Genomic DNA, 21,772 nt, shown 5'->3' with positions numbered 1-21,772 from the left:
ACGCTATGCCTGCGTCACTTGCCGGATGAACATGCCGTAGTTCTCGGCGTTGTGCATGGCGTTCGCGCTGTTGGTCTGCGCGAGAGCACTGGCGTTCCCGTCGCCATACGTCAGGTCGCGTGTCCCGCCGATGTCGTTGAAATGGCTCAACTCGTGCGCAAGCGTGATCTCCGGTGTGTATTTGCCGAATACCGGGTCCAGCATATGGGGCCTGATATGGATCGTATGGCTTGCGTCGTCGGGAGACACATGCGCCATTTCCCAGTTGTCACGCGTCGGCGGGTCGAGCACGAGCTTATAGTTTCCGGACGCAAGCGTATCGCGCATCTTCGTCAGTGTCTGCCTGATCTGCTCGGGGTCGGCGTTGTCGCCGAACCATTTCTTGAGTTCAGGGTCGTTCGCGCCGTACTTGTCTAGCCTTTCGAGAGCGCGATCAATGATGTGTATCAGATTCTGAGTTGCGCCATTCAGGCGGACCAGCTGCGCCTGTGAAAACTGGGACGCATCGCCATTCGTGGTCGGGGCGGGGTCCGGCGCATCGCCGGAAGGGCCGGCATTCCGCATAGGGCCGGTATTGCCTGCGCCGCCCGTTGGACCTGCCGATCCGCCGCAACCGCCACCGTCGCCGCTTCCGGGAGCGATCGGGCCGGCGCCGCGACCATATCGATTGTCACCGACGGGCCGCGATGCAGGTGTTGTCACATTGGGAGGGCCGGCGCGTCGATTGCCCGCGCCCGGCTGATGAAAATATGCATCGCCTCGTTCGGTTCCTGGCCGGGCCTGACCTTCGACCGGTGAGCTGGGTGCGGACCAGACGTGCCTGCCCCGATTGCCTGACGGGCCGGCCTCGCCGCCGTGCTCGAGCTTGAACATGTCCTGCAAGCGAGCGGTCAGTTCGTTCCATGCTTTGCGCAGATATTGGCTTTGCGCGTTCCACGCCTCCGGCAGATAGTTGCCCAGTTCATCCCACGTGTCGCGCACATGTGTGCCGTCCGAGGCCCATACGTCGCGTTGGTGGCGGCCGGTTCGTTCGTTCCAGGCATCGCGCACGTGCACACCGTCCCTGTCCCACTTCTCGTGAGTCCGCGCGCCGTTCCGGTCGTTCCATGAATCGCGGACGTGCGTGCCGCTCTCGTCCCAGCGGTCGCGGACGTGATTGCCGCTCTCGTCGTCGATCGAATTCCAGGGACGGTTTGCCGCGCCGGGTACCTGAGGCCGCAGCGGCCGGAGGGCGCTTCCCGTCGATCTGCCGTCGGCATCGTCACCGTTGTTGCTGCACGTATGGCGCGCATCGCCGGTGCCGTACGGCGAGACATTGACGTTTCGCGCAGGCGGCTCCTGCTGCGTATACGGGACCACGCGCTGGGCCTGCGAATACCCGCGTACTTGCGGTTGCGTCGCGGGCGCCAGCGCCAGCGGCACTTGATCCGGCGCACCATCGTGCGCATAAGTGTTGCGATAGCCATTGATTCTCATGAGATTCCCGCCTTATTGATGTGAGCGATTCGCGATGCGAATTGACCAATCGATGCGCGCACAACGAAGCGCACGCACCGGACGATTTAAGCATCGCGGCGCGGGCGACCGGTCATACGGGGATCGCACATCAAATGACATTGGGACGCGTCGGGATATCAATACGCGCGGTGTCGGGGCGAGGCGAGGAAGTATTGGAGTGGTGAGGTGTTAACGCCATGCGTGACCGCGTGCTGCTGCAATCAAGGCGCAGGGCGAGTACAACGAAAAAAGCCCGCGCGGATGCGCGGGCTTCGTCTCTGGAACCTACGGACGGAATGTGTGCTCAGGCTCAGGCTGAACCGAGTTGCTTGTCCAGGAGCGCGTCGAGTTCCTGGAAACTCGGCTCGCCGACATATCGTTTCAGAATCTTGCCGTCTCGACCGATGACGAACGTGGTTGGTGTGAGCTGCACGTTGCCGAACTGCTTCGCGGCAGACCCGTCGTCCATCGCGACCTTGAACGGCAGGCGGCGCGTCTCGGTGTAGTTCGTCACATACATCGGCGCGTCGTACTTCATCGCGACTGCGACGAACTCCAGGCCCCTGCCTTTGAAGCGGTTATACGTGTCGATCATCTGCGGCATTTCCTTCATGCAGGTGTCGCAGCTCGTCGCCCAGAAGTTGACGAGATAGACCTTGCCCTTCAGATCGGCCGTCGACACCTTCTGGCCGGACAGCAGCGTGAACGTCGCATCGGGCACGTGCTGCTGGCTGCCGAACGCGAAGTAGCCCGCGACGGCAATCGCACCGGCAACGACGGCGGCAGCGATGTAGCGCATCGGGCTCGAGCGCCGGGAAACGTTGGTTTGGCTCATGAACGGGAACCTCGGGAAAACGCGTGGAACGCACGTCGTAAGGTGCTCGAATGCTGCAAGAACAGCAGCGCGAACGAGCGCCTCGAATATCGTCTCATATTGTAGCGGCAATCTCGCGACGTGGCTGGCGGGGCCGTTAACCTGCAGATAACGTGCGGATAACGGCTTCGCGCGGTCCGGCCAGGCGCCAAAGCGGCGGATAATGAGTCTTTCCGTCGCATCCATCTTCTTTTGCCGCGTCATGTTCCGTTCCGCCTTGCATTCGTTCGCCCGCCGCGGCCTCTTCCTGTTCGCTTCGTTCCGTCCACCGATCGTGTCCCTCGTTGCCGTGCTGTCGGCCGGCTGGCTGCTCGGCGCCTGCACGCCGACCTACGACTGGCGCACGATCATGAACAACGACAACGGCTATACCGTCGATTTGCCCGCGAAACCGACCACTGATCAGCGCAAGATCGACATAGGCGGAACGCCGATGGACATGTCGATGCAGATCGCCGAGGCGGACGGAGCGGTATTCGCGGTCGGCACGGTGATGCTGCCGAGCGACGACCCGCAGGTGCAGCGCATCGCGCTCGATTTCCTGCGTTCCGGCCTCGCGCACAACCTTGGGACGGCGCCCAGCGCCCATGCCACTGAGATTCCGCTGGCGGCAGGCGGCGAGGTGCAGGGGCTCGAGATGACGTTCAGCGGCAAGGCCGGCCCGAAACAGGAAACACGAACAATGCACGCGCGGCTAGTCGCGAAGGGGCGCCACGTGTATCAGGCGGCTGTGATTGCGAGCAAGGAACCGCCGCCCGAGCAAGTCGAGCAGTTCTTCGGATCGTTCAAGCTTTACTGATTTGGGGGCAGACAAGCGGCCTAAGAGTGCCGGATCAAGTGAAAGTTTCTTCGCAGAAAAGAACGCTAATGCCGCGTTTACACGGGACTTTTTGTGTTACCCACAGGATCTGTGGATAACTTTGTTGGTAACTCTGTGCGGTAGGCCGCAAATCCCCATTGGACGGGCGATTTGCCACTTTGCCCTGAATCTTGGCATTTTGAAAAAACCAATAAAATCAATGGCATCGGCCGGGTGCCTCACAACGGGCTTTCAGTTGTATCAAAATCTGTCAGTGGGCCGATAATGTGCATAAGTCAAGACTTGACATGCATTTTTTGTCGTCTGCGTGTCTTACTGACCGCCGAATGCCCGCCGATACTGGACCGCCTCGGACACCTGCGCGGCGTTCGGCGCGGCGTTGCCGGCGAGATCCGCGATGGTTCTCGCCACCTTCAGCACACGATAGTAAGCGCGCGCTGACCAGCCGAAGCGCTCGCCCGCTTCGCGCAGCAGGCGCTCGCCGTCGTCGTTGGGACGGCAGACTTCGTCGACTTCCCGGCCGCTGAGTTCGCGGTTCGTTTTGCCTTGCCTGCGCAGCTGCCGCTCGCGCGCGGCTTCGACGCGCACCGCAATAGGCGCGCTCGGTTCGCCCGCCGCCGTCGAGCGGGCCGACAGTTCGGCAGGCGACAGCGCGGGAATCTCGATCTGGATATCGATGCGATCCAGCAGCGGCCCTGACAGCTTGCGCAGATAGCGCGCTGCCACTTCCGGTGTGCAGCGGCAGCGGCCGCCGGGATCGCCGCGCCAGCCGCACGGGCAGGGATTCATCGCCGCGATCAGCTGACAGGCTGCGGGGAAGTCTGCCTGGAGCGCCGCGCGCGAGATCGTGATGCGGCCGTTTTCCAATGGCTCGCGCAGGTTTTCGAGCACATGCCGATCGAACTCGGCTCGTCCAGAAACAGCACGCCCAGATGCGACAGCGTGATCTCACCCGGCTGCGGCGGATTGCGACCGCCGACCAGCGCGGCGGCGCTCGATGAGTGGTGCGGCGCGCGAAACGGCCTTTGCCGCCACTGCGCGGGCGTGAAGCCGACCGCGCTGGCCGAGAGGAGTGCGGCCGACGTCAGCGCCTCGTCGTCGGTCATCGACGGCAGAAGACTGGGCAGGCGTGCCGCGAGCATCGACTTGCCGGCTCCCGGCGGCCCGATCATCAGCATGTGATGTCCGCCCGCCGCCGCCACTTCGAGCGCGCGCCGCGCGCCGCGTTGACCGATGACGTCGGCCATGTCGGGCGGCGCGACGACAGCATCGTTCGACAGCGTCGCAGCCGTCACGGGATACAAGCGCGCGTCCGTGTCACCGGCAAGGTGCGCGCACAGCGACGGCAGATCAGCCGCGCCGAACACGGCGACGCCAGGCACGAGCGCCGCCTCTTTCGCGCTGGCAAGCGGCAAATAGAGTTCCGGCGTGCGATCGGTGGCGGCGGCTTCCGACTCTTCGGCGCAGGACAGATGACCGCGCGCCGTACCGCAGGCCATCGCGAACGCGCCGCGCATCGGACGCAGCGCGCCCGTCAGCGAAAGTTCGCCGGCAAATTCCCGGTGCGCGAGCGATTCGACAGGAATCTGGCCGCTCGCGGCGAGAATGCCGAGCGCAATGGGCAGATCGAAACGGCCGGACTCTTTCGGAAGGTCGGCGGGCGCCAGATTGACGGTGATGCGGCGGACGGGAAAGTCGAGACCGCAATTGAGCAGCGCCGCCCGCACGCGCTCGCGGCTTTCGCGCACTTCGAGATCGGGCAGGCCGACGATGGAAAAAGAAGGAAGCCCGTTAGCGAGATGAACCTCGACGGTGACTTCCGGCGCGCGGCCAGCGGCCGGCGCGCGACTGCGCACCACGGCAAGCGACATGTTTTCTCCCGTCCGGACGCGCCCGCGAGGCGCGTTCACCTTAAAGCGCGATTGACGTCACGGGCCGCTTGCCAGTGATGTGCAGATCAGAGCAGCGTGTTCAGGAGGCCTGGCTCACAGGCAGCTTCTGCTCCAGTTCAGCGACGCGCCGTTCCAGCTCTTCGAGCCGGGCACGCGTGCGCACGAGAACCTGCGTTTGAGTATCGAATTCTTCGCGCGTCACGAGATCGAGCTTCGAGAAGCCTTGCGACAGCATTGCGCGCACGTTGCGTTCGACATCTTTCGCCGGTGAGTTTTTGAACAGCTCGGAGACCCGGGCCTGAAAGTCGTTGAAGACGTCGTTTGGTTGTTTCATTTCAATCCCCTTATTGCACAAAAATTGTGCATGTGTCGTTGCGTGCGTGCCTCGCAACGTCGAATGATCGTTTCTGGTGCAGATTCGCTGAGAGCCCGTTGCAGCATGGGCGCCTTTGGTGCGCACGCCTGTGGTTCAAGCCTGCGAACACTCTAGCAACGATCCCGATAGCGCGCCAGCGTGCATGGCGGCAACTGGCCATGCGGACAAGAAAACAGGCCAAACCCTTGTCCCATAAGCGCGAGCGAGAGTTTGCCAGCAAATTGGCATGGAGGTTGCTGTTACTGCCCCGCGCACCGGCGGGACGCCGCCTGGAAATGCACCGTTGCCGGCGGTTTTGGGGAGCAGCCGAAAGCACGGTGCAAGGCGAATGCAAGTCACGCAAACGGGTTGAGTCACTACAGCGAGGATTTCATGAAACTCATTACCGCAATCATCAAGCCGTTCAAGCTCGATGAGGCGCGCGAAGCCCTGTCGGCCATCGGCGTCTCAGGGATCACGGTAACGGAAGTCAAAGGATTTGGCCGTCAGAAGGGCCACACGGAGTTGTATCGGGGAGCCGAGTACGTCGTCGACTTTCTGCCGAAGGTGAAGATCGAAGCCGCTGTGTCGGACGACATCGTCGACCAGGCGATCGAAGCCCTCGAGCGCGCGGCGCGTACGGGCAAGATCGGCGACGGAAAGATCTTCGTCACGCCGATCGAACAGGTGATTCGTATTCGTACCGGCGAGACCGGCGCGGACGCACTGTAAAAAACAGCGACAAGAGGAAACTGAAGATGCGTAAATTATTGATGTCCCTGCTGATGGCCGGCTCGCTGCTGTCGGTCGGCATCGGCGCTGCCCTCGCGGACGACGCGTCGGCACCCGCAGCGGCTTCCGCCCCGGACACGACGGCGAGCGCACCGGCTGCGTCGGATGCCGCCGCGGCACCCGCTGCCAGCGCACCCGCCGCCGACGCTTCCGCTGCACCGGCAGCCAGCGCCCCGGCCGACGCATCGGCCGCGGCACCCGCGTCGGACGCTGCACCCGCCGCGCCGACGGCCCCGTTCTCGGTCGATTCGTCGAAGATCAGCTCGGGCGACACGGCCTGGATGCTGACGTCCACGGCCCTCGTGCTGTTCATGACGATCCCCGGCCTCGCGCTCTTCTATGCCGGCATGGTCCGCAAGAAGAACGTGCTCGCCACCGTCATGCAAAGCTTCGCGATCACCTGTCTCGTGACGGTGATCTGGACGGTGCTCGGCTACAGCCTCGCGTTCACGCCGGGCGGCTCGTTCCTCGGCGGCTTCTCGCGCGTGATGCTGAACGGCATGGCGTTCATCAAGGGCGACAAGGCGACCACGCTGACGGTCAGCCATCTCGCGCCGACCATTCCGGAATCGGTCTACTTCGTCTACCAGATGACGTTCGCGATCATCACGCCGGCACTGATCACGGGCGCCTTCGCGGACCGCATGAAGTTCTCGGCGATGCTGATTTTCATGACGCTGTGGTCGATCATCGTCTACTCGCCGATCGCGCACATGGTCTGGGAACCGACGGGCTGGCTCGCTAGCGCCGGAATCCTCGACTTCGCGGGCGGCACGGTGGTGCACATCAACGCGGGTATCGCGGGTCTGGTCTGCTGCCTGGTGCTGGGCAAGCGCACGGGCTACGGCAAGGACTCGATGGCACCGCACAACCTCGTGCTGACGATGATCGGCGCATCGATGCTGTGGGTGGGCTGGTTCGGCTTCAACGCGGGTTCGGCAGTGGCGGCTGACGGCCGTGCCGGTTTCGCGATGCTGACGACGCAGGTTGCAACGGGCATTGCCGCACTCGGCTGGATGTTTGCTGAATGGATTGCGAAGGGCAAGCCGTCGGTGCTGGGCATCGCATCGGGCGCCGTGGCCGGTCTGGTCGCGATTACGCCGGCTTCGGGCTTCGTCGGTGTGGGCGGCGCGCTCGCCATCGGTCTGATCGCAGGCGTGGTGTGCTTCTGGTCGGCAACGTGGCTCAAGCACAAGATGGGCTACGACGACTCGCTCGACGCGTTCGGCGTGCACTGCATCGGCGGTATCGTCGGCGCAATTCTGACGGGCGTGTTCGCCGTCAAGGATATCGGCGGCGCGGACGGCAGCGTTCTGCTTCAACTGAAGGGCGTCGCGACGACGCTCGTGTACAGCGGCGTGATCAGCTTCATCCTGCTGAAGATCATCGACGTGACGATCGGCCTGCGCGTGTCGGAAGAAGAAGAGCGCGAAGGTCTGGACGTGATCCTGCACGGCGAACACGTCGAGTAACACAAGGTTTCCCCGGCGACGGGGACTCGAAAGGTACTAGCACAGCGACTTTGGCCCGCCTTCATGGCGGGCTTTTTTCATGTGCGGCCGTTGGTCGCGGCACGCCCCAATCTTGTCTCACAAACAGCAGATTTTCCGGCTATCGTACCAATAGGGAGAAAGCATCCACCGACAACTTGCGAACGGAGAAAGCGTCCCCAAATGGGCAGAGCAATTGCTCTACAATCTTTTTTCTCCAGTCTGCGAGTGATCAATGGTTCCGCATTTAGTTACGGCGTTAAACGGCCCGCTGCTCGATCTCGAGCGGAAGATCCTCGACGCCACGCCTGCAATCGAACGCTGGTTCCGCCTCGAATGGCAGGAGCACACGCCACCGTTCTATTGCTCGGTGGATCTGCGTAACGCCGGTTTCAAGCTCGCGCCCGTCGATACCAACCTCTTCCCCGGCGCGTTCAACAACCTGCCGCAGGAAACGCTGCCGCTCGCCGTGCAGGCGGCGATGGCGTCGATCGAAAAGATCTGTCCGGACGCGAAGAACCTGCTGGTGATTCCCGAGCGTCACACGCGCAATGCGTTTTACCTGGAGAATGTCGCGCGGCTCGCGACGATCATGCGTCAGGCGGGCCTGAACGTCCGCTTCGGCACGCTCGATGAAAACATCGTCGGTCCCGTCACGATCGCGCTGTCGGACGGTCAGAAGATCGTGCTGGAGCCGCTTGAGCGCTCGGCGCGCCGCATCGGGCTGAAGAATTTCGACCCGTGCTCGATCCTGCTGAACAACGATCTGTCGGGCGGCATCCCCGCCGTGCTGGAAAATCTGCACGAGCAATACGTGCTCCCGCCGCTGCACGCGGGCTGGGCCGTGCGCCGCAAGTCGACGCACTTCTCCTGCTACGACGACGTCGCGAAAAAGTTCGCGAAGATGGTCGAGATCGACCCGTGGATGATCAATCCGTACTTCGCGCACGTCGAAGGCGTGGACTTCGAGGCGCGTACGGGCGAGGAAGCGCTCGCCGACGCGATCGACGGCGTGCTGAAGAAGATCGCGAAGAAATATCGCGAGTACGGCATTTCGGAGCGTCCGTACGTCGTCATCAAGTCGGACGCGGGCACGTACGGGATGGGTGTGATGACCGTGCACGACGCTTCGGAAGTGGCCGCGCTCACGAAGGGCGAGCGCGCCAAAATGGCGACCACGAAGGAAGGGCTCGAAGTGCACGACATGATCGTGCAGGAAGGCGTCTATACCTTCGAGCGGATCGGCGAGGAAGTCGCCGAGCCCGTCGTGTACATGATCGACCGGTATGTAGTGGGCGGGTTCTATCGCGTGCACGGCAGCCGCGAACGCGACCAGAACCTGAATGCGCCGGGCATGCATTTCGTGCCGCTCGGCTTCGAGCACACCGCGCTGCCGGACGCGCACGCGAAGCCGGGTGCGGCGCCGCCCAACCGGTTCTACATGTACGGCGTAGTGGGGCGGCTGGGGCTGCTGGCGGCATCGGTGGAACTGGAGCGGACCGATCCCGAGGCGATTCAGGTCTGATCTCGTCCGACTCGCGGGCGCCCCGCAAGCACGCGGGCGCGCTTCGCGTTAGGCTGACGCTCCCGCCGCGCCGAGCGCGGTTTGTGCGGACAGATGCCACCGACGCGCATCTGCCTTACGCTATAACGAAACAACGTGTGGCCCGCGAGGGCGCCTCAGGAACTTCATGGACATTCTCTTCATCGCCGACCCGCTTTCCCGCTTCAAGATCTACAAGGACTCGACCTACGCGATGATGGCCGAGGCCGCGAAGCGCGGCCACACGCTGTATGCGTGCGAGCCGCAGCATCTGGCGTGGACGGGCAGCGGCGTCGAGGCGAACGTGTACCGCTTCGAGATCGTCGGCGATCAGGCGGACGGCCATCGCGATGTCTGGTACGAGGCTCAGCCCATCGAGGCGCGCACGCTCGCGAGCTTCGGTGCCGTGCTGATGCGCAAGGATCCGCCGTTCGACATGGAGTACGTGACGTCGACATGGCTGCTCGAACTGGCCGAGCGCGCGGGCGCGCGCATCTTCAACAAGCCCCAGGCGATCCGCGATCACTCGGAAAAGATGGCGATCGGCGAGTTTCCGCAGTTCGTCGCGCCGACGCTCGTGACGCGCGATCCGGCGCGCCTGCGCGCGTTTCATGCCGAACACGGCGACGTGATCCTGAAGCCGCTCGACGGCATGGGCGGCATGGGCGTGTTCCGCGTGAAGGCGGACGGCATGAACCTTGGCTCGATCGTCGAGATGCTGAGCCACGACGGCGCGCGTTCGGTGATGGCGCAGAAGTTCATCCCCGAGATCAAGGCGGGCGACAAACGCATTCTGCTAATCGGCGGCGAGCCGGTGCCGTATTCGCTCGCGCGCATCCCGCAGGGCAATGAGGTGCGCGGCAATCTCGCCGCAGGCGGTCTGGGCGTCGCGCAGCCGCTGACGGCGCGCGACCGCGAAATCGCCGAAGCCCTCGGCCCGGTGCTGAAGGCGCGCGGGCTGCTGCTCGTCGGACTCGACGCGATCGGCGACTGGCTGACGGAGGTGAACGTCACGAGCCCGACGTGCTTCCGCGAGATCATGGAGCAGACGGGTTTCGACGTCGCCGCGATGTTCATCGATGCGCTAGAGAAAGCAGTCGGTTGAAGCGGCGCGCGTGCGCCGCCATGTTCTGCCGTGGAAGTCGCACTATTGGCCAGCCAGGCGTGAAAAGGCCGAAAGCGCGAAAATGAGGCTGTTACAATGCCCGCTCCCCTGAAAAAAGCCCATGAGGGCCCGTTCGATCCGACCCCTTGGCGGTCGGATCTCAGGCGAGTTCGATGGCTCTGCTGTCCTGTTCACCGCGTCCGGCCTTCCGTTCGGCCACCAGACGGTGCAATGGAAGCACGGCCGCGCTATCCGGGCGGATTTCTGCAGCAAGGCTGACATGGCAGGCATTCTGATCATTGCGCACGCTCCCTTCGCCACCGCGCTACGCGAGTGTGTCGCTCATATTTACGGCGGCTTGCCCGCCGGCATCGGCGTGATCGACGTATCGGCGGATTGCGATCCCGCCCAGGTGGTCGCGTTCGCGCATGCGGAGATCGACAGGCTGAAGGAAGAAAACGGCGCGCTCGTGCTGACCGACATGTTCGGCGCAACGCCTGCGAATATCGCGGGCCGCCTCGCGACGATTCCCGATGTGCGCGTGCTGGCGGGCGTCAATCTGCCGATGCTGGTGCGCGCCGTGTGCTATCGCGCCACGCCCCTCGACGTGCTCGTCGACAAGGCGCTGGCGGGCGCGACCAAAGGCATCCATGCGGTCGGCCCGGCTACGGCGCCGCCTGCCGCTTGCGTCACGAGTACCGCCGACTGCATTCCCGCCTTGCCGCCCGACAAGGCGCTCGCCGAAGCCTGCAAGACGGGTGGAGAAACCAGCTTAAACCGGAACGACGCGTGAGCGTCGCGCGACGAATTCCTTTCCCTCGATAACATCAACACCCGCGCTTGGGACAACACATGCTGCAACAGGAAACGACTATCGTGAACAAGCTGGGCCTGCACGCTCGCGCGTCGGCCAAACTCACGCAACTCGCCGCCAATTACCAGGCGGAGATCTGGATGAGCCGCAATGGCCGGCGCATCAACGCGAAGAGCATCATGGGCGTGATGATGCTGGCGGCGGGCATCGGCAGCACGGTGGTGATCGAGACGGAAGGCGCCGACGAAGAAGAAGCGATGGACGCGCTGCTCAAACTGATCGCCGATAAATTCGGCGAGGGACAATAAAAAATCCGCTGCTGCATTCGTTCTGGATGGAAGACGCCGCGCGATGTCGCGGCGTTTTCTTTTGGTCCGCCGGATTCACGCATCGGGAAGCGAGCTGTCGGCAACGCGGGAATGCTGCGCTGCACAGCACAGTTATACGGGACGGAATTTATAATGACCGTCGGGGTCTGAGAGCACTGCAGCGGTTTGCCGCGGCATCACACAACTAGAGGAGGTGCGCGTGTCGTTCACGCTGCATGGAATTCCCGTGTCACGCGGTATCGCCATCGGGCGGGCATATCTGATCGCCCCGGCTGCACTGGACGTCGACCACTATCTGATCGAGCCCTCCCAGATCGAGGGCGAGGTGGAGCGTTTTCGCGCGGCGCAGCGGGTCGTGCATCAGGAGCTCGACGAACTGCGCGCCGATCTCTCCGCCGACGCACCCTCCGAAATGGGCGCCTTCATCGACGTCCATTCCATGATCCTGAACGATGCGATGCTCGTTCAGGAAACCATCGACCTCATCCGCACGCGCCGCTACAACGTCGAGTGGGCGCTGACCGAACAGCTCGAACGCCTCACCCGCCATTTCGACGAAGTCGAAGACGAATATCTGCGCGAACGTAAAGCCGACATCGAGCAGGTGGTCGAGCGCGTGCTGAAGGCGCTCGCGGGCGGCACGGGCGCGCTGGTCAACGGAAGTCACGGCCGGTGCGACGAAATGATCGTCGTCGCGCACGACATCGCGCCCGCCGACATGATGCAGTTCAAGACGCAGACCTTCCAGGGCTTCGTGACGGATCTGGGCGGCCGCACGTCGCATACGGCCATCGTCGCGCGCAGTCTCGGCATTCCCGCGACGGTCGGCGTGGCGCACGCAAGCGCGCTGATCCGTCAGGACGATCTGATCATCGTCGACGGCGATCATGGCATCGTGATCGTCGATCCCGCGCCCATCGTGCTCGAAGAGTATTCGTACCGGCAGAGCGAAAAGGCGCTGGAAGCGCGCAAGCTGCAACGCCTGAAGTTTTCGCCGACGCAGACGGTGTGCGGCACGCGTATCGAACTGTGCGCGAACATCGAGTTGCCGGAAGACGCGCAGGCTGCGCTAGACGCGGGCGCGACGGGCATCGGCCTGTTCCGCACCGAGTTCCTGTTCATGAACCAGAAGGGGATGCCGGAAGAGGAGGAGCAGTTCGCCGCATACAGGCGCGCCGTCGAGCTGATGAACGGCATGCCCGTGACCATCCGTACCATCGACGTCGGCGCCGACAAGCCGCTCGATTCGATCGGCGACGAGTTCGAAACGGCGCCGAACCCGGCGCTTGGTCTGCGCGCCATCCGCTGGAGCCTGTCCGAGCCGCACATGTTCCTTACGCAGCTGCGCGCAATTTTGCGCGCGTCGGCGTTCGGTTCGGTGAAGATCCTGATTCCGATGCTCGCGCACGCGCGCGAGATCGATCAGACGCTCGACCTTATCCAGGAAGCCAAGCGCCAGCTCGACGACGCCGGTCTCGCATACGACCCGAACGTGCGCGTCGGCGCGATGATCGAGATTCCGGCGGCGGCGATCGCGCTGCCGCTGTTCCTCAAGCGGCTCGATTTCCTGTCGATCGGCACCAATGACCTGATCCAGTACACGCTCGCCATCGATCGTGCCGACAACGCGGTCGCACATCTGTACGATCCGCTGCATCCGGCGGTGCTGCATCTGATCGCGTTCACGCTGCGCGAGGCGAAGCGTGCGGGCGTGCCCGTGTCGATCTGCGGGGAAATGGCGGGCGATCCGGCGCTCACGCGCCTGTTGCTCGGCATGGGACTGACGGAGTTCTCGATGCATCCGAGCCAGCTGCTGCTCGTGAAGCAGGAGGTTCTTCGCGCGCATCTGAAGACGCTGGAGAAGCCGGTCGCCGACGTGCTGGCGGCGTTCGAGCCGGAAGAGGTGCAGTCGGCACTGGACCGCGTCGCGCAGGCCTGAAGTTGTTCTGCGCGGCGCCGCGCCGCGCGCCTTCAGCGAATTGACTCAGGACGGATGCCGCTCGCCGCACACCGGGCAATCCGGCTGGCGCGCGATGCGCATCGTGTTCCACTCCATCCGCAGCGAATCGAGCATCATCAGGCGGCCGACCAGCGGTTCGCCGATGCCCGCGATTACGCGCAGCGCTTCCGCTGCCTGCATCGCGCCGATGATGCCGACCGTCGGCGAAAACACGCCCATCGTCGAGCACGCCACTTCTTCGAACGGCTGGTCTTCGGGGAACACGCACGCGTAGCACGGCGAAGCGTCGCTGCGAAAATCGAACGTGCTGATCTGGCCGTCGAAACGCAGCGCCGCGCCCGACACGAGCGGCACGCCATGCTTCACGCACGCGCGGTTGATCGCGTGACGCGTCGCGAAGTTGTCCGTGCAGTCGAGCACGACAGCCGCTTGCGGCACGTTGAGATCGAGCCATGCATCGTCGACGCGCTCGGCTACCGCGTTCACGACGACATCCGGATTCAGCTGCGCGATGGCATCGCGTCCAGATTCGACCTTCAGCCGGCCGACCGACTTCGTCACATGCAGGATCTGCCGCTGCAGATTGGTGAGATCGACGGTATCGGCGTCGACGAGCGTCAGCCTGCCGATGCCCGCCGCCGCCAGATACATCGCAGCCGGCGAGCCGAGCCCGCCCGCGCCGACGACGATCGCATGCGCGTCGAGAAAGCGTTGCTGAGCCTCGATGCCGAGTTCGTCGACGAGGATGTGACGGGAATAGCGCAGGAGTTGATCGTCGTTCATGGCGGGGCGCGGCGCGTGTCGTTAGTGTCGCGCCGGAGAGGAAGCGGCGCGAGGTTCTGATTATTTTAATCGCGCGAGAGGAAGTGTCTTCGCGGCGCGCTATGAATCGATGCGCCGCGAAGACACGGACTACGTCAGAAGGCTTACTTGCTCGGCGTAGCCGGCTGCGAAGCCGGTTGCGTCGCGGAAGCAGGCGCGGCCGGGTTCGACGCCGTCGGCGTAGCGGGCAGCGCGGGCTTCACGGCAACGGGCGCCGAAGCCGATTGTGCCGGCTTGCTTTGCGCAAGTCGGCGCTCCATCAGCGACTTCGATTCGGCCACCGGCTTGCCTTCGAGCTTGTTCAGGCCTTGTTGCAGCATGAAGTCGTCGGCGGAACCGAACTCGACCGGCTTGCGGTCGCGATCCTTCGCGCGCTGTTCCGGCGTCTTCTTGTCGTTCTGCTCTTCGAGCTGACGCAACTGGTCCATGCGCTCCTGTTCGCGCTGTTCCTGCTCCTTCTTCTCGTTCGGGTCTTGCGTGTTCGCAAGGTGATTCGAGTAGTCGACTTCGCGCGTGACGAGTGCGTCGTCGGGATCGCCGTCCGCGTACTGATCGACCGCGACGTCCGGGCGGATGCCCTTGTTCTGGATCGAACGGCCGCTCGGCGTGTAGTAGTACGCGGTGGTCAGACGCAGGGCGGAATCCGCCGTCATCGGACGAACCGTCTGCACCGAGCCCTTGCCGAACGTCGTCTTGCCGACGATCAGCGCGCGATGCTGATCCTGCAGCGCGCCCGCGACGATTTCCGAGGCCGACGCCGAGTAGGCGTTGGTCAGCACGATCATCGGCACGGTCTTGAAGATGGCGGGCAGGCTCTTCAGCGGATCGCCGTCGAAGGACGGCAAGCGATAGTTGTCGTAGGTGTCGCGATAGACCTGCTTCGAATCCGGAATCTGGCCGTTCGTCGACACGACGACGGAATCGGGCGGCAGGAACGCGCCCGCGACGCCGACGGCGCTCTGCAGCAGGCCGCCGCCGTTGTTGCGCAGGTCGAGGATCAGGCCCTTCAGGTTCGGCTGCTGGCGTGCGATGTCCTGCAGCTTGGCTGCGAGGTCAGGCACCGTGCGCTCCTGGAAGCTCGTGATGCGGACATACGCGTAGCCCGGCGCGAGAATCTTCGACTTCACGCTCTGAACCTTGATGATCGCGCGCGTGACGGTGAGCGGGAACGTGCGGTCGTCGGTCTTGCGGAAGATGGTCAGCGTCACCTTCGTGCCCGGGTCGCCGCGCATCTGCTTGACGGCCTTGTCGAGCGTCATGCCGCGCACGGGTTTGTCGTTGATGCGGGTGATCAGGTCGCCCGGACGGATGCCGGCGCGGAACGCGGGCGTGTCTTCGATCGGCGAGATGACCTTGATGAGGCCGTCTTCCTGCGAGATTTCGATGCCGAGGCCCGCGAAGCGGCCCTTGGTCTGTTCCTGCAGTTCTTCGTAGTCGGTCTTGTCGAGATACGACGAGTGCGGGTCGAGGCTCGACACCATGCCCTTGATCGCGGCCGTCAGCAGCTTCTTGTCGTCGACCGGCTCGACATACTCATGTTTGATCTGCCCGAAGACTTCGGCGAAAAGCCGCAACTGGTCGAGCGGCAGGGGCGCGGACGCAGGTTGCTGGGCCGAGGCGCTCAGTTGCAGGGTTGCAAAAACGCCGGTAGCCAGGCCCGCGGCGATAAGGCCGATATTTTTCAGGTTCTTTCGCATAGAGTATGTTGCGGTCGGAAGCGCGTGGCAGCGTCAAAGGATAAAAGACGGACAAGTATAACTTGACGTCTGCACGGCCTGTACGTGTGGGTAATCGGGTTTCGACAGCGGTCGCGCCGCGAGGTTCTAAGGATCGCTGGCGTCTGGCGCGCCGAATGTGCGCTGGCGGACGCCCGCAGCGCCAAAAGTGCCGCTGCGCGGGGCTGGAAGCGCGTGAAATGCGGGCCGAGCCGCTGATACCGTTGCGTGCGCATCGGTATGAACTGCAGCCGTGTGTGCGTCGCCGGGGAGGGCCGTTCGATGCGGCCGCGATGCACGATGGCGCGAACATGGCAAGCACATGGCAAGCACATGGCAGTGCTGTCAGGCAACCGCGCAGGGCGGCCGAAGCGCACATGCCGTGGTCCGCAGCAGCATCGCCGCGGGCCACGGTCATTATCTGGGAGACGAGCGGGATCAGCCTGCCTTGCCCTGCTTCGCGACGGCTGCCTGCGCCTTCGCGATCGCTTCCTGGTCGCCGAGATAGTAGTGCTTGATCGGCTTCAGGTTCTCGTCCAGTTCATACACGAGCGGCACGCCGTTCGGGATGTTCAGGCCGACGATGTCGCTATCGGAGATGTTGTCGAGATACTTGACCAGCGCGCGGATCGAGTTGCCATGCGCGGCGATCAGCACCTTGCGGCCCGATTTGATAGCGGGTGCGATCGATTCGTTCCAGACGGGCATCACGCGCGCGACGGTGTCCTTCAGGCATTCGGTGAGCGGCAGCTCCTCGCGCGGCACCTTTGCGTAGCGCGGATCGTCGTACGACGTGCGCGAGTCGGTCGCTTCCAGCGCGGGCGGCGGCGTGTCGTAGCTGCGGCGCCAGACCAGCACCTGGTCGTCGCCGAACTTCGCGGCCGTCTCGGCCTTGTTCAGACCCGACAGCGCGCCGTAGTGGCGCTCGTTGAGGCGCCACGAATGGACCACGGGCAGGTACATCAGGTCCATCTTGTCCTGCACGTGCCACAGCGTGCGGATCGCGCGCTTGAGCACCGAGGTGTACGCAATGTCGAACGTGTAGCCCGAGTCTTTCAGCAGCATGCCTGCCTGCTGCGCTTCGAGGTTGCCCTGTTCGGTGAGGTCGACGTCGACCCAGCCGGTGAAGCGGTTTTCCTTGTTCCACGTCGATTCGCCGTGGCGGATGAGAACGAGTTTGTACATGTCGTTGCCGGTCGGTAGTGAGGAAGCCGTAATCGGGGCGGCACCGCAGCCTGCGGCTCGCGGTCGCCATCGCGTCAGACGGTTATTTTATAATGGTCGGATTGCCCTTTCCGATTTATCCCGTTTCTTTCCTTTTTTCCGGCGGATCATCCGTGAAGTTTTTCACCGATTACACCAACCTTGCCCTGATCGCGATCGCCCTCATCTCCGGGGCGTTGCTCCTCTGGCCGTCGATTTCCCGGCGCGGACGCGGCGGCCTCTCCGCGGCTGCCGCCACGCAGCTGATTAACCGGCGTAACGCAGTCGTCATCGACCTGCGCCCAGCGGCGGAATACGCCGGCGGGCACCTGCCTTCTGCCCGTCAGGTCGAGTTTGGCGAGTTGCAAGCGAAAGTCGGCCAACTCGTGAAGAATAAGAGCAACCCGGTGCTGCTCGTTTGCCAGAACGGCCAGCAGTCGAACAAGGCGGCACGTATTGTGCGCGACGCAGGCTATGCGGAAGTGCACGTGCTGGAAGGCGGCGTCAACGCCTGGCAGCAGGCGGGCATGCCCGTCGTCAAACAAGGAGTTGCGAAGTGAACAGAGTGATCATGTACAGCACGCAGGTGTGCCCGTATTGCCAGATGGCCGAACGTCTACTAAAGTCGCGCGGCGTCGAGCACATCGAAAAGGTGCTGATCGACAAAGACCCGGCGCGCCGTCAGGAGATGATGACGCGCACGGGCCGTCGCACGGTGCCGCAGGTGTATATCGGCGAGACGCACATCGGCGGCTATGACGACCTGTCCGCGCTCGATCGCGCGGGCGGTCTGGCGCCGCTGCTCGAAGCCGTCGCCTGAGGTCGGAGCGCAGCACCGCTTGCGCGTCGCGTCGATCCGTCGTCGCAGCGCGCGGCAGCTAACAAGATGAAGGCCGGGCAACGCGTTCATGACGTTCGCACCGGCCGGCTGGACGCCGTCCATCGTGACGGCCCGCAACACCACGAGATCTGGCGGCATCCGTCCGCCGCAACGAAATTTAGGGAGTAGAGAACCATGTCCGACGAGAACAACCAGCCGTTCTTCAATATCCAGCGCATCTACCTGAAGGATATGTCGCTCGAGCAGCCGAACTCGCCGGCCATTTTCCTCGAACAGGAAATGCCGTCGGTCGAAGTCGAAGTCGACGTGAAGGCTGAGCGCCTCGCGGACACGGTGTTCGAAATTCTCGTCACGGGCACCGTGACGGCCAAGGTCAGCGACAAGGTCGCGTTCCTGATCGAAGCCAAGCAGGCAGGCATTTTCGACATCCGCAACATCCCGGCTGAACAGATCGATCCGCTCGTCGGCATTGCTTGCCCGACCATCCTGTTCCCGTACCTGCGTTCGAACATCGCCGACGCGATCACGCGCGCAGGCTTCCCGCCCATCCACCTCGCCGAAATCAACTTCCAGGCGCTGTACGAGCAACGTCTCGCGCAGATCGCTTCGCAGGAAACGGGCGCGGGCAGCGCGGCCCACCACTGACGCGTGCAGGCGGTGCCGGCTATGAAGGTCGCCGTTCTCGGCGCCGGTGCATGGGGCACCGCACTCGCCGGCCATCTGGCCGCGCGGCATGACACGGTGCTCTGGGCGCGCGATGCCGCGCTCATCGCCGAACTCTCCACTTCGCACGAAAACGCCCGCTACCTGGCGGGCGTTGCGTTGCCGTCCACGCTTCGCTTCGAAGCGGATCTCGATGCCGCACTGAGTCACGCGCTCGCCGACGACGCGCTGTGCGTCGTCGCGACGCCCGTCGCCGGTTTGCGCGCGATGCTGCGCACGATGCGCGACATGGGCAAGGTGCCGGCGCATTTCGTGTGGTTGTGCAAGGGCTTCGAGGCGGAGTCGCAACTGCTGCCGCATCAGGTCGTCGCGCAAGAACTGAGCGGCCATGGCAGCAACGGGCCGCTGTCGGGACCGAGCTTCGCGCGTGAAGTGGGGCAGGGCCTGCCCGTGGCGCTGACGGTGGCGAGCGCGTCGGCGGCGTGCCGCGAGCGCACGGTCGCGGCGTTCCATCACGGCGCGATGCGCATTTACAGCGGCGACGACGTCGTCGGCGTGGAAGTGGGCGGCGCGGTGAAAAACGTGCTGGCTATCGCCACGGGCATCGCCGACGGTCTTGGCCTCGGCCTGAATGCGCGCGCGGCGCTGATCACGCGCGGTCTCGCTGAAATGTCGCGTCTGGGTGCAGCGCTCGGCGGCCGGGCGGAAACGTTTACGGGGCTCACGGGACTCGGCGATCTGATCCTGACCGCGACGGGTGATCTGTCGCGCAACCGCACGGTCGGCATGCAGCTCGCCAGCGGTCGTTCGCTCGACGACATTCTCAATGCGCTCGGGCATGTCGCCGAGGGCGTGCGCTGCGCGCGCGGCGTGCTGTCGATCGCGCAGTCACATGCGATCGAAATGCCGATCACGGAAGCCGTCTGCGACGTGCTGTTCAATGGCATCGCGCCGCGCGATGCCGTCAGCGCATTGCTGCGCCGGGACGCAAAGGCCGAGTAATTGCCGATTCACGAGCGGGCCGCACAGGGCCCGCACCTCATTGCGGTCCATTCGTTGAAAGTCTTTTACGAAGCCGGTAAAGGCTAACGCCGAACGGCTCGCTTCTTTCGCTGTCCACCTCCTATCGTCGCCGTATCGATTCTGGAGGTTTTCCCATGCTCACCCTTGGCTATTGCACGCTCGAAGCGCGCGTCGTCGACATCACGACGCTGGCTGTCGACGCCATCGTCAACGCGGCGAACACGTCATTGCTGGGCGGCGGCGGTGTGGACGGCGCGATTCATCGTGCGGCCGGTCCCGATCTGCTGCGCGAATGCGAATCGCTGGGCGGTTGTGCGACAGGCGACGCGAAGATCACGGGCGGGCATCGGCTGAAAGCGCGCCACGCGATTCATGCCGTCGGCCCCGTGTGGCACGGCGGCGGGCGCGGCGAGACGGAACTGCTGGCTGCGTGCTACCGGCGCTCGCTCGAACTCGCGCGCGATGCGAAGGCGAAGAGCATCGCGTTTCCCGCGATCAGCTGCGGCGTCTATCGTTTCCCCGCCGACGACGCGGTGCGCATTGCCGTGCAAACCGTGATCGACACGCTGCCGAACGCGCCTGCCGTCGAGCGCGTGATCTTTGCGTGCTTCGACGAAGCGATGCACGCGCGCTACGAGGCCGAACTCGAACGACGCGTTCAGGCGCCGCCTTCGAAGCCGGCCTGACGCCACGCTTCGAACACGACCACGGCAACCGTGTTCGACAGGTTCAGGCTGCGATTGCCGGGACGCATCGGCAGGCGCACGCGCTGTTCGTCTGGAAAGCGGTCCAGCAAGGCGGCCGGCAGGCCGCGCGTTTCCGCGCCGAACACGAACCAGTCGCCGGGCAGGAACGCGTGCGAGTGGAACGGGCTGGAGCCGCGCGTCGTGAACGCGAACATGCGCGTCGGGTCGGGCGCTTCGCTGTCGATCAGCGCGTCCCAGTCGCGATGCACGTGCATCTGCGCGTACTCGTGATAGTCGAGACCGGCGCGGCGCATCCTGGCGTCGTCGAGCGGAAAGCCGAGCGGTTCGATCAGATGCAGCCGCGCACCCGTGTTCGCGCACAGGCGGATCACGTTGCCGGTGTTCGGCGGAATTTCGGGTTCGACGAGAACGACGTTGAACATAAGAGGTAAGTGGAGAACTAGTTTTTCGGCGTGCGCAGCGCGACGAGGTTCGTCACGCGACGCGCGCCGGCTGCCTTCAGCGTACGGGCCAGCGCATCGAGTGTCGCGCCCGTCGTCATCACATCGTCGACGATGACTACATGCAGGCCCTGCACTGTCTTCGCCACGACGAACGCGCGGCCGACATTCTGCCTGCGCGCATCGAGATCGAGCTTCGATTGCGGCGCAGTGTCGATCACGCGCCGCACGAGCGTGGCGTCGCTGCGAACGCCGAGCGCTTTCGCGCAAGGCCGCGCGATCTCCCATGCCTGGTTGTAGCCGCGTTCCACGAGCCGACGCGCCGATAACGGCACGGGCGCGACGACATCGGGCCGGTCGCGCCCGTCAAGCGTGTCGAACACATCGAACGCGGACCGAGCGAGCCGCCGCGCGAACTCGTGCGCAAGCGCGAGCCGCGCGCGGAACTTGAGGCCGACAGCCAGCGCATCGAGCGGCGCCCGATAGTCGGCGAGCGCGACGGTCGCATCGAACGCGGGCGGGGCCGTCAGGCAGTCGCCGCATCGGTAATGCATCAGGCTGGCGCGCCGAAAGCCGCTCAACGGCACCGCGCAGACCGTGCAGCGCAGCCGCGCCTCGTTCCACCAGGCTTCGTCGCAAAAGCTACACAACGTCCGATGCGACATATTGCCGCACAAGGCGCACGGATTCGGCAAAACGGCGCACGCGAGCGCCGGCAGTGCCGGGACGGATCGTTGTGCGATCCCGATGAACCGTTCGCGCAGCGCTCGCACGGGTTGGATGGCGCGAGGCCACCGAAAAGCCCAATTCGGCATATCGACACGCCTCCGAAGGCCGCTGACGCTGAAGGGACGGAATCGAGCGAGTATACTTCGCACTCTTCGTCC

At 64.2% G+C, this 21,772-nt stretch carries 21 protein-coding genes and 1 pseudogene; 13 read left to right on the top strand and 9 right to left on the bottom strand.

All coding sequences use genetic code 11. The annotated features are described in order from the left end of the window. Positions 1-3: 3 nt before the first annotated feature. Together FRZ40_RS09740 and FRZ40_RS09735 are read right to left on the bottom strand one after the other, a co-directional pair. Positions 4-1,422 carry a M35 family metallo-endopeptidase gene (locus tag FRZ40_RS09740; protein WP_158646993.1) on the bottom strand — a complete coding sequence of 473 codons (1,419 nt, stop codon included), beginning with the start codon at positions 1,420-1,422 and terminating at the stop codon, positions 4-6. Positions 1,423-1,807: 385 nt separating this feature from the next. Continuing rightward, positions 1,808-2,332 (bottom strand): TlpA disulfide reductase family protein, encoded by a 525-nt coding sequence (locus tag FRZ40_RS09735; RefSeq protein ID WP_028365087.1) that lies wholly within the window; start codon positions 2,330-2,332, stop codon positions 1,808-1,810. 202 nt (positions 2,333-2,534) lie between these two features. Here FRZ40_RS09735 and FRZ40_RS09730 point away from each other — a divergent pair, with 202 nt between their 5' ends. Then, the gene (locus tag FRZ40_RS09730) at positions 2,535-3,170 is read left to right on the top strand and encodes a hypothetical protein (protein ID WP_240057129.1); all 636 of its coding nucleotides are present in this window, start codon (positions 2,535-2,537) and stop codon (positions 3,168-3,170) included. 333 nt (positions 3,171-3,503) lie between these two features. On the opposite strand, the pseudogene FRZ40_RS09725 reads toward FRZ40_RS09730, so the two are convergent. Both FRZ40_RS09725 and FRZ40_RS09720 read right to left on the bottom strand, forming a co-directional pair. Further along, a pseudogene (locus FRZ40_RS09725) lies at positions 3,504-5,062 on the bottom strand (YifB family Mg chelatase-like AAA ATPase). 100 nt (positions 5,063-5,162) lie between these two features. Further along, a complete protein-coding gene (locus FRZ40_RS09720; RefSeq protein WP_028365084.1) occupies positions 5,163-5,417 on the bottom strand; it encodes an accessory factor UbiK family protein in 255 nt (84 codons plus the stop codon). Positions 5,418-5,831: 414 nt separating this feature from the next. Between FRZ40_RS09720 and FRZ40_RS09715 the strand changes: the two genes are divergently transcribed. The 7 genes from FRZ40_RS09715 to ptsP all read left to right on the top strand — a co-directional run bounded on the left by FRZ40_RS09715 (position 5,832) and on the right by ptsP (position 13,450). Continuing rightward, a complete protein-coding gene (locus FRZ40_RS09715) occupies positions 5,832-6,170 on the top strand; it encodes a P-II family nitrogen regulator (RefSeq protein WP_006048089.1) in 339 nt (112 codons plus the stop codon). A gap of 26 nt (positions 6,171-6,196) precedes the next feature. After that, positions 6,197-7,702 carry an ammonium transporter gene (locus tag FRZ40_RS09710; protein ID WP_028365083.1) on the top strand — a complete coding sequence of 502 codons (1,506 nt, stop codon included), beginning with the start codon at positions 6,197-6,199 and terminating at the stop codon, positions 7,700-7,702. A 253-nt stretch (positions 7,703-7,955) separates the two neighbouring features. Next, positions 7,956-9,245, top strand: a complete 1,290-nt coding sequence (gene gshA, locus FRZ40_RS09705; RefSeq protein ID WP_028365082.1) for a glutamate--cysteine ligase — start codon at positions 7,956-7,958, stop codon at positions 9,243-9,245. A gap of 166 nt (positions 9,246-9,411) precedes the next feature. Beyond that, entirely contained in the window at positions 9,412-10,368 is a 957-nt protein-coding gene (gene gshB, locus FRZ40_RS09700; protein ID WP_028365081.1) for a glutathione synthase, read from the top strand. Positions 10,369-10,648: 280 nt separating this feature from the next. Then, positions 10,649-11,161 carry a PTS sugar transporter subunit IIA gene (locus FRZ40_RS09695; RefSeq protein WP_028365080.1) on the top strand — a complete coding sequence of 171 codons (513 nt, stop codon included), beginning with the start codon at positions 10,649-10,651 and terminating at the stop codon, positions 11,159-11,161. Positions 11,162-11,220: 59 nt separating this feature from the next. Next, a complete protein-coding gene (locus FRZ40_RS09690; RefSeq protein ID WP_028365079.1) occupies positions 11,221-11,490 on the top strand; it encodes an HPr family phosphocarrier protein in 270 nt (89 codons plus the stop codon). A gap of 220 nt (positions 11,491-11,710) precedes the next feature. After that, positions 11,711-13,450: a phosphoenolpyruvate--protein phosphotransferase gene (ptsP, locus tag FRZ40_RS09685; RefSeq protein ID WP_147233974.1), complete on the top strand. Its 1,740-nt coding sequence runs from the start codon at positions 11,711-11,713 to the stop codon at positions 13,448-13,450. A 45-nt stretch (positions 13,451-13,495) separates the two neighbouring features. On the opposite strand, the gene FRZ40_RS09680 is transcribed toward ptsP, so the two are convergent. From FRZ40_RS09680 to gpmA, 3 genes are all read right to left on the bottom strand, one after another. After that, positions 13,496-14,254, bottom strand: coding sequence for a HesA/MoeB/ThiF family protein (locus tag FRZ40_RS09680; RefSeq protein ID WP_147233973.1), 759 nt, complete (start codon positions 14,252-14,254; stop codon positions 13,496-13,498). Positions 14,255-14,397: 143 nt separating this feature from the next. Then, positions 14,398-15,990 carry a S41 family peptidase gene (locus tag FRZ40_RS09675; RefSeq protein WP_028365076.1) on the bottom strand — a complete coding sequence of 531 codons (1,593 nt, stop codon included), beginning with the start codon at positions 15,988-15,990 and terminating at the stop codon, positions 14,398-14,400. A gap of 456 nt (positions 15,991-16,446) precedes the next feature. Continuing rightward, complete coding sequence (gene gpmA, locus FRZ40_RS09670) at positions 16,447-17,193, bottom strand: 2,3-diphosphoglycerate-dependent phosphoglycerate mutase (RefSeq protein ID WP_028365075.1); 747 nt, start codon at positions 17,191-17,193, stop codon at positions 16,447-16,449. A 152-nt stretch (positions 17,194-17,345) separates the two neighbouring features. Here gpmA and FRZ40_RS09665 point away from each other — a divergent pair, with 152 nt between their 5' ends. The 5 genes from FRZ40_RS09665 (at position 17,346) to FRZ40_RS09645 (ending at position 20,424) form a co-directional block, all read left to right on the top strand. Further along, positions 17,346-17,771: a rhodanese-like domain-containing protein gene (locus FRZ40_RS09665; RefSeq protein ID WP_147233972.1), complete on the top strand. Its 426-nt coding sequence runs from the start codon at positions 17,346-17,348 to the stop codon at positions 17,769-17,771. Then, positions 17,768-18,031 (top strand): glutaredoxin 3, encoded by a 264-nt coding sequence (grxC, locus tag FRZ40_RS09660; protein WP_028365073.1) that lies wholly within the window; start codon positions 17,768-17,770, stop codon positions 18,029-18,031. The genes FRZ40_RS09665 and grxC overlap by 4 nt, the downstream gene beginning before the upstream one ends. Before the next feature lie 195 nt (positions 18,032-18,226). Continuing rightward, complete coding sequence (secB, locus tag FRZ40_RS09655) at positions 18,227-18,697, top strand: protein-export chaperone SecB (RefSeq protein ID WP_054917485.1); 471 nt, start codon at positions 18,227-18,229, stop codon at positions 18,695-18,697. 21 nt (positions 18,698-18,718) lie between these two features. Continuing rightward, complete coding sequence (locus tag FRZ40_RS09650) at positions 18,719-19,717, top strand: NAD(P)H-dependent glycerol-3-phosphate dehydrogenase (RefSeq protein ID WP_028365071.1); 999 nt, start codon at positions 18,719-18,721, stop codon at positions 19,715-19,717. A gap of 155 nt (positions 19,718-19,872) precedes the next feature. Next, positions 19,873-20,424 carry an O-acetyl-ADP-ribose deacetylase gene (locus FRZ40_RS09645; protein ID WP_147233971.1) on the top strand — a complete coding sequence of 184 codons (552 nt, stop codon included), beginning with the start codon at positions 19,873-19,875 and terminating at the stop codon, positions 20,422-20,424. On the opposite strand, the gene trmL is transcribed toward FRZ40_RS09645, so the two are convergent. After that, a complete protein-coding gene (gene trmL, locus FRZ40_RS09640; RefSeq protein WP_147233970.1) occupies positions 20,397-20,867 on the bottom strand; it encodes a tRNA (uridine(34)/cytosine(34)/5-carboxymethylaminomethyluridine(34)-2'-O)-methyltransferase TrmL in 471 nt (156 codons plus the stop codon). The two genes, FRZ40_RS09645 and trmL, sit on opposite strands and share 28 nt — an antisense overlap. Positions 20,868-20,884: 17 nt before the next feature. Further along, complete coding sequence (locus tag FRZ40_RS09635) at positions 20,885-21,550, bottom strand: ComF family protein (protein WP_240057128.1); 666 nt, start codon at positions 21,548-21,550, stop codon at positions 20,885-20,887. Between the last annotated feature and the right edge of the window lie 222 nt (positions 21,551-21,772).

The sequence above is a fragment of the Paraburkholderia azotifigens genome, from assembly GCF_007995085.1.
GTDB lineage: Bacteria > Pseudomonadota > Gammaproteobacteria > Burkholderiales > Burkholderiaceae > Paraburkholderia > Paraburkholderia azotifigens.
The sequence above is the reverse complement of the archived record's forward strand: the minus strand, read 5'-3'. Positions and strand labels throughout refer to the sequence as shown.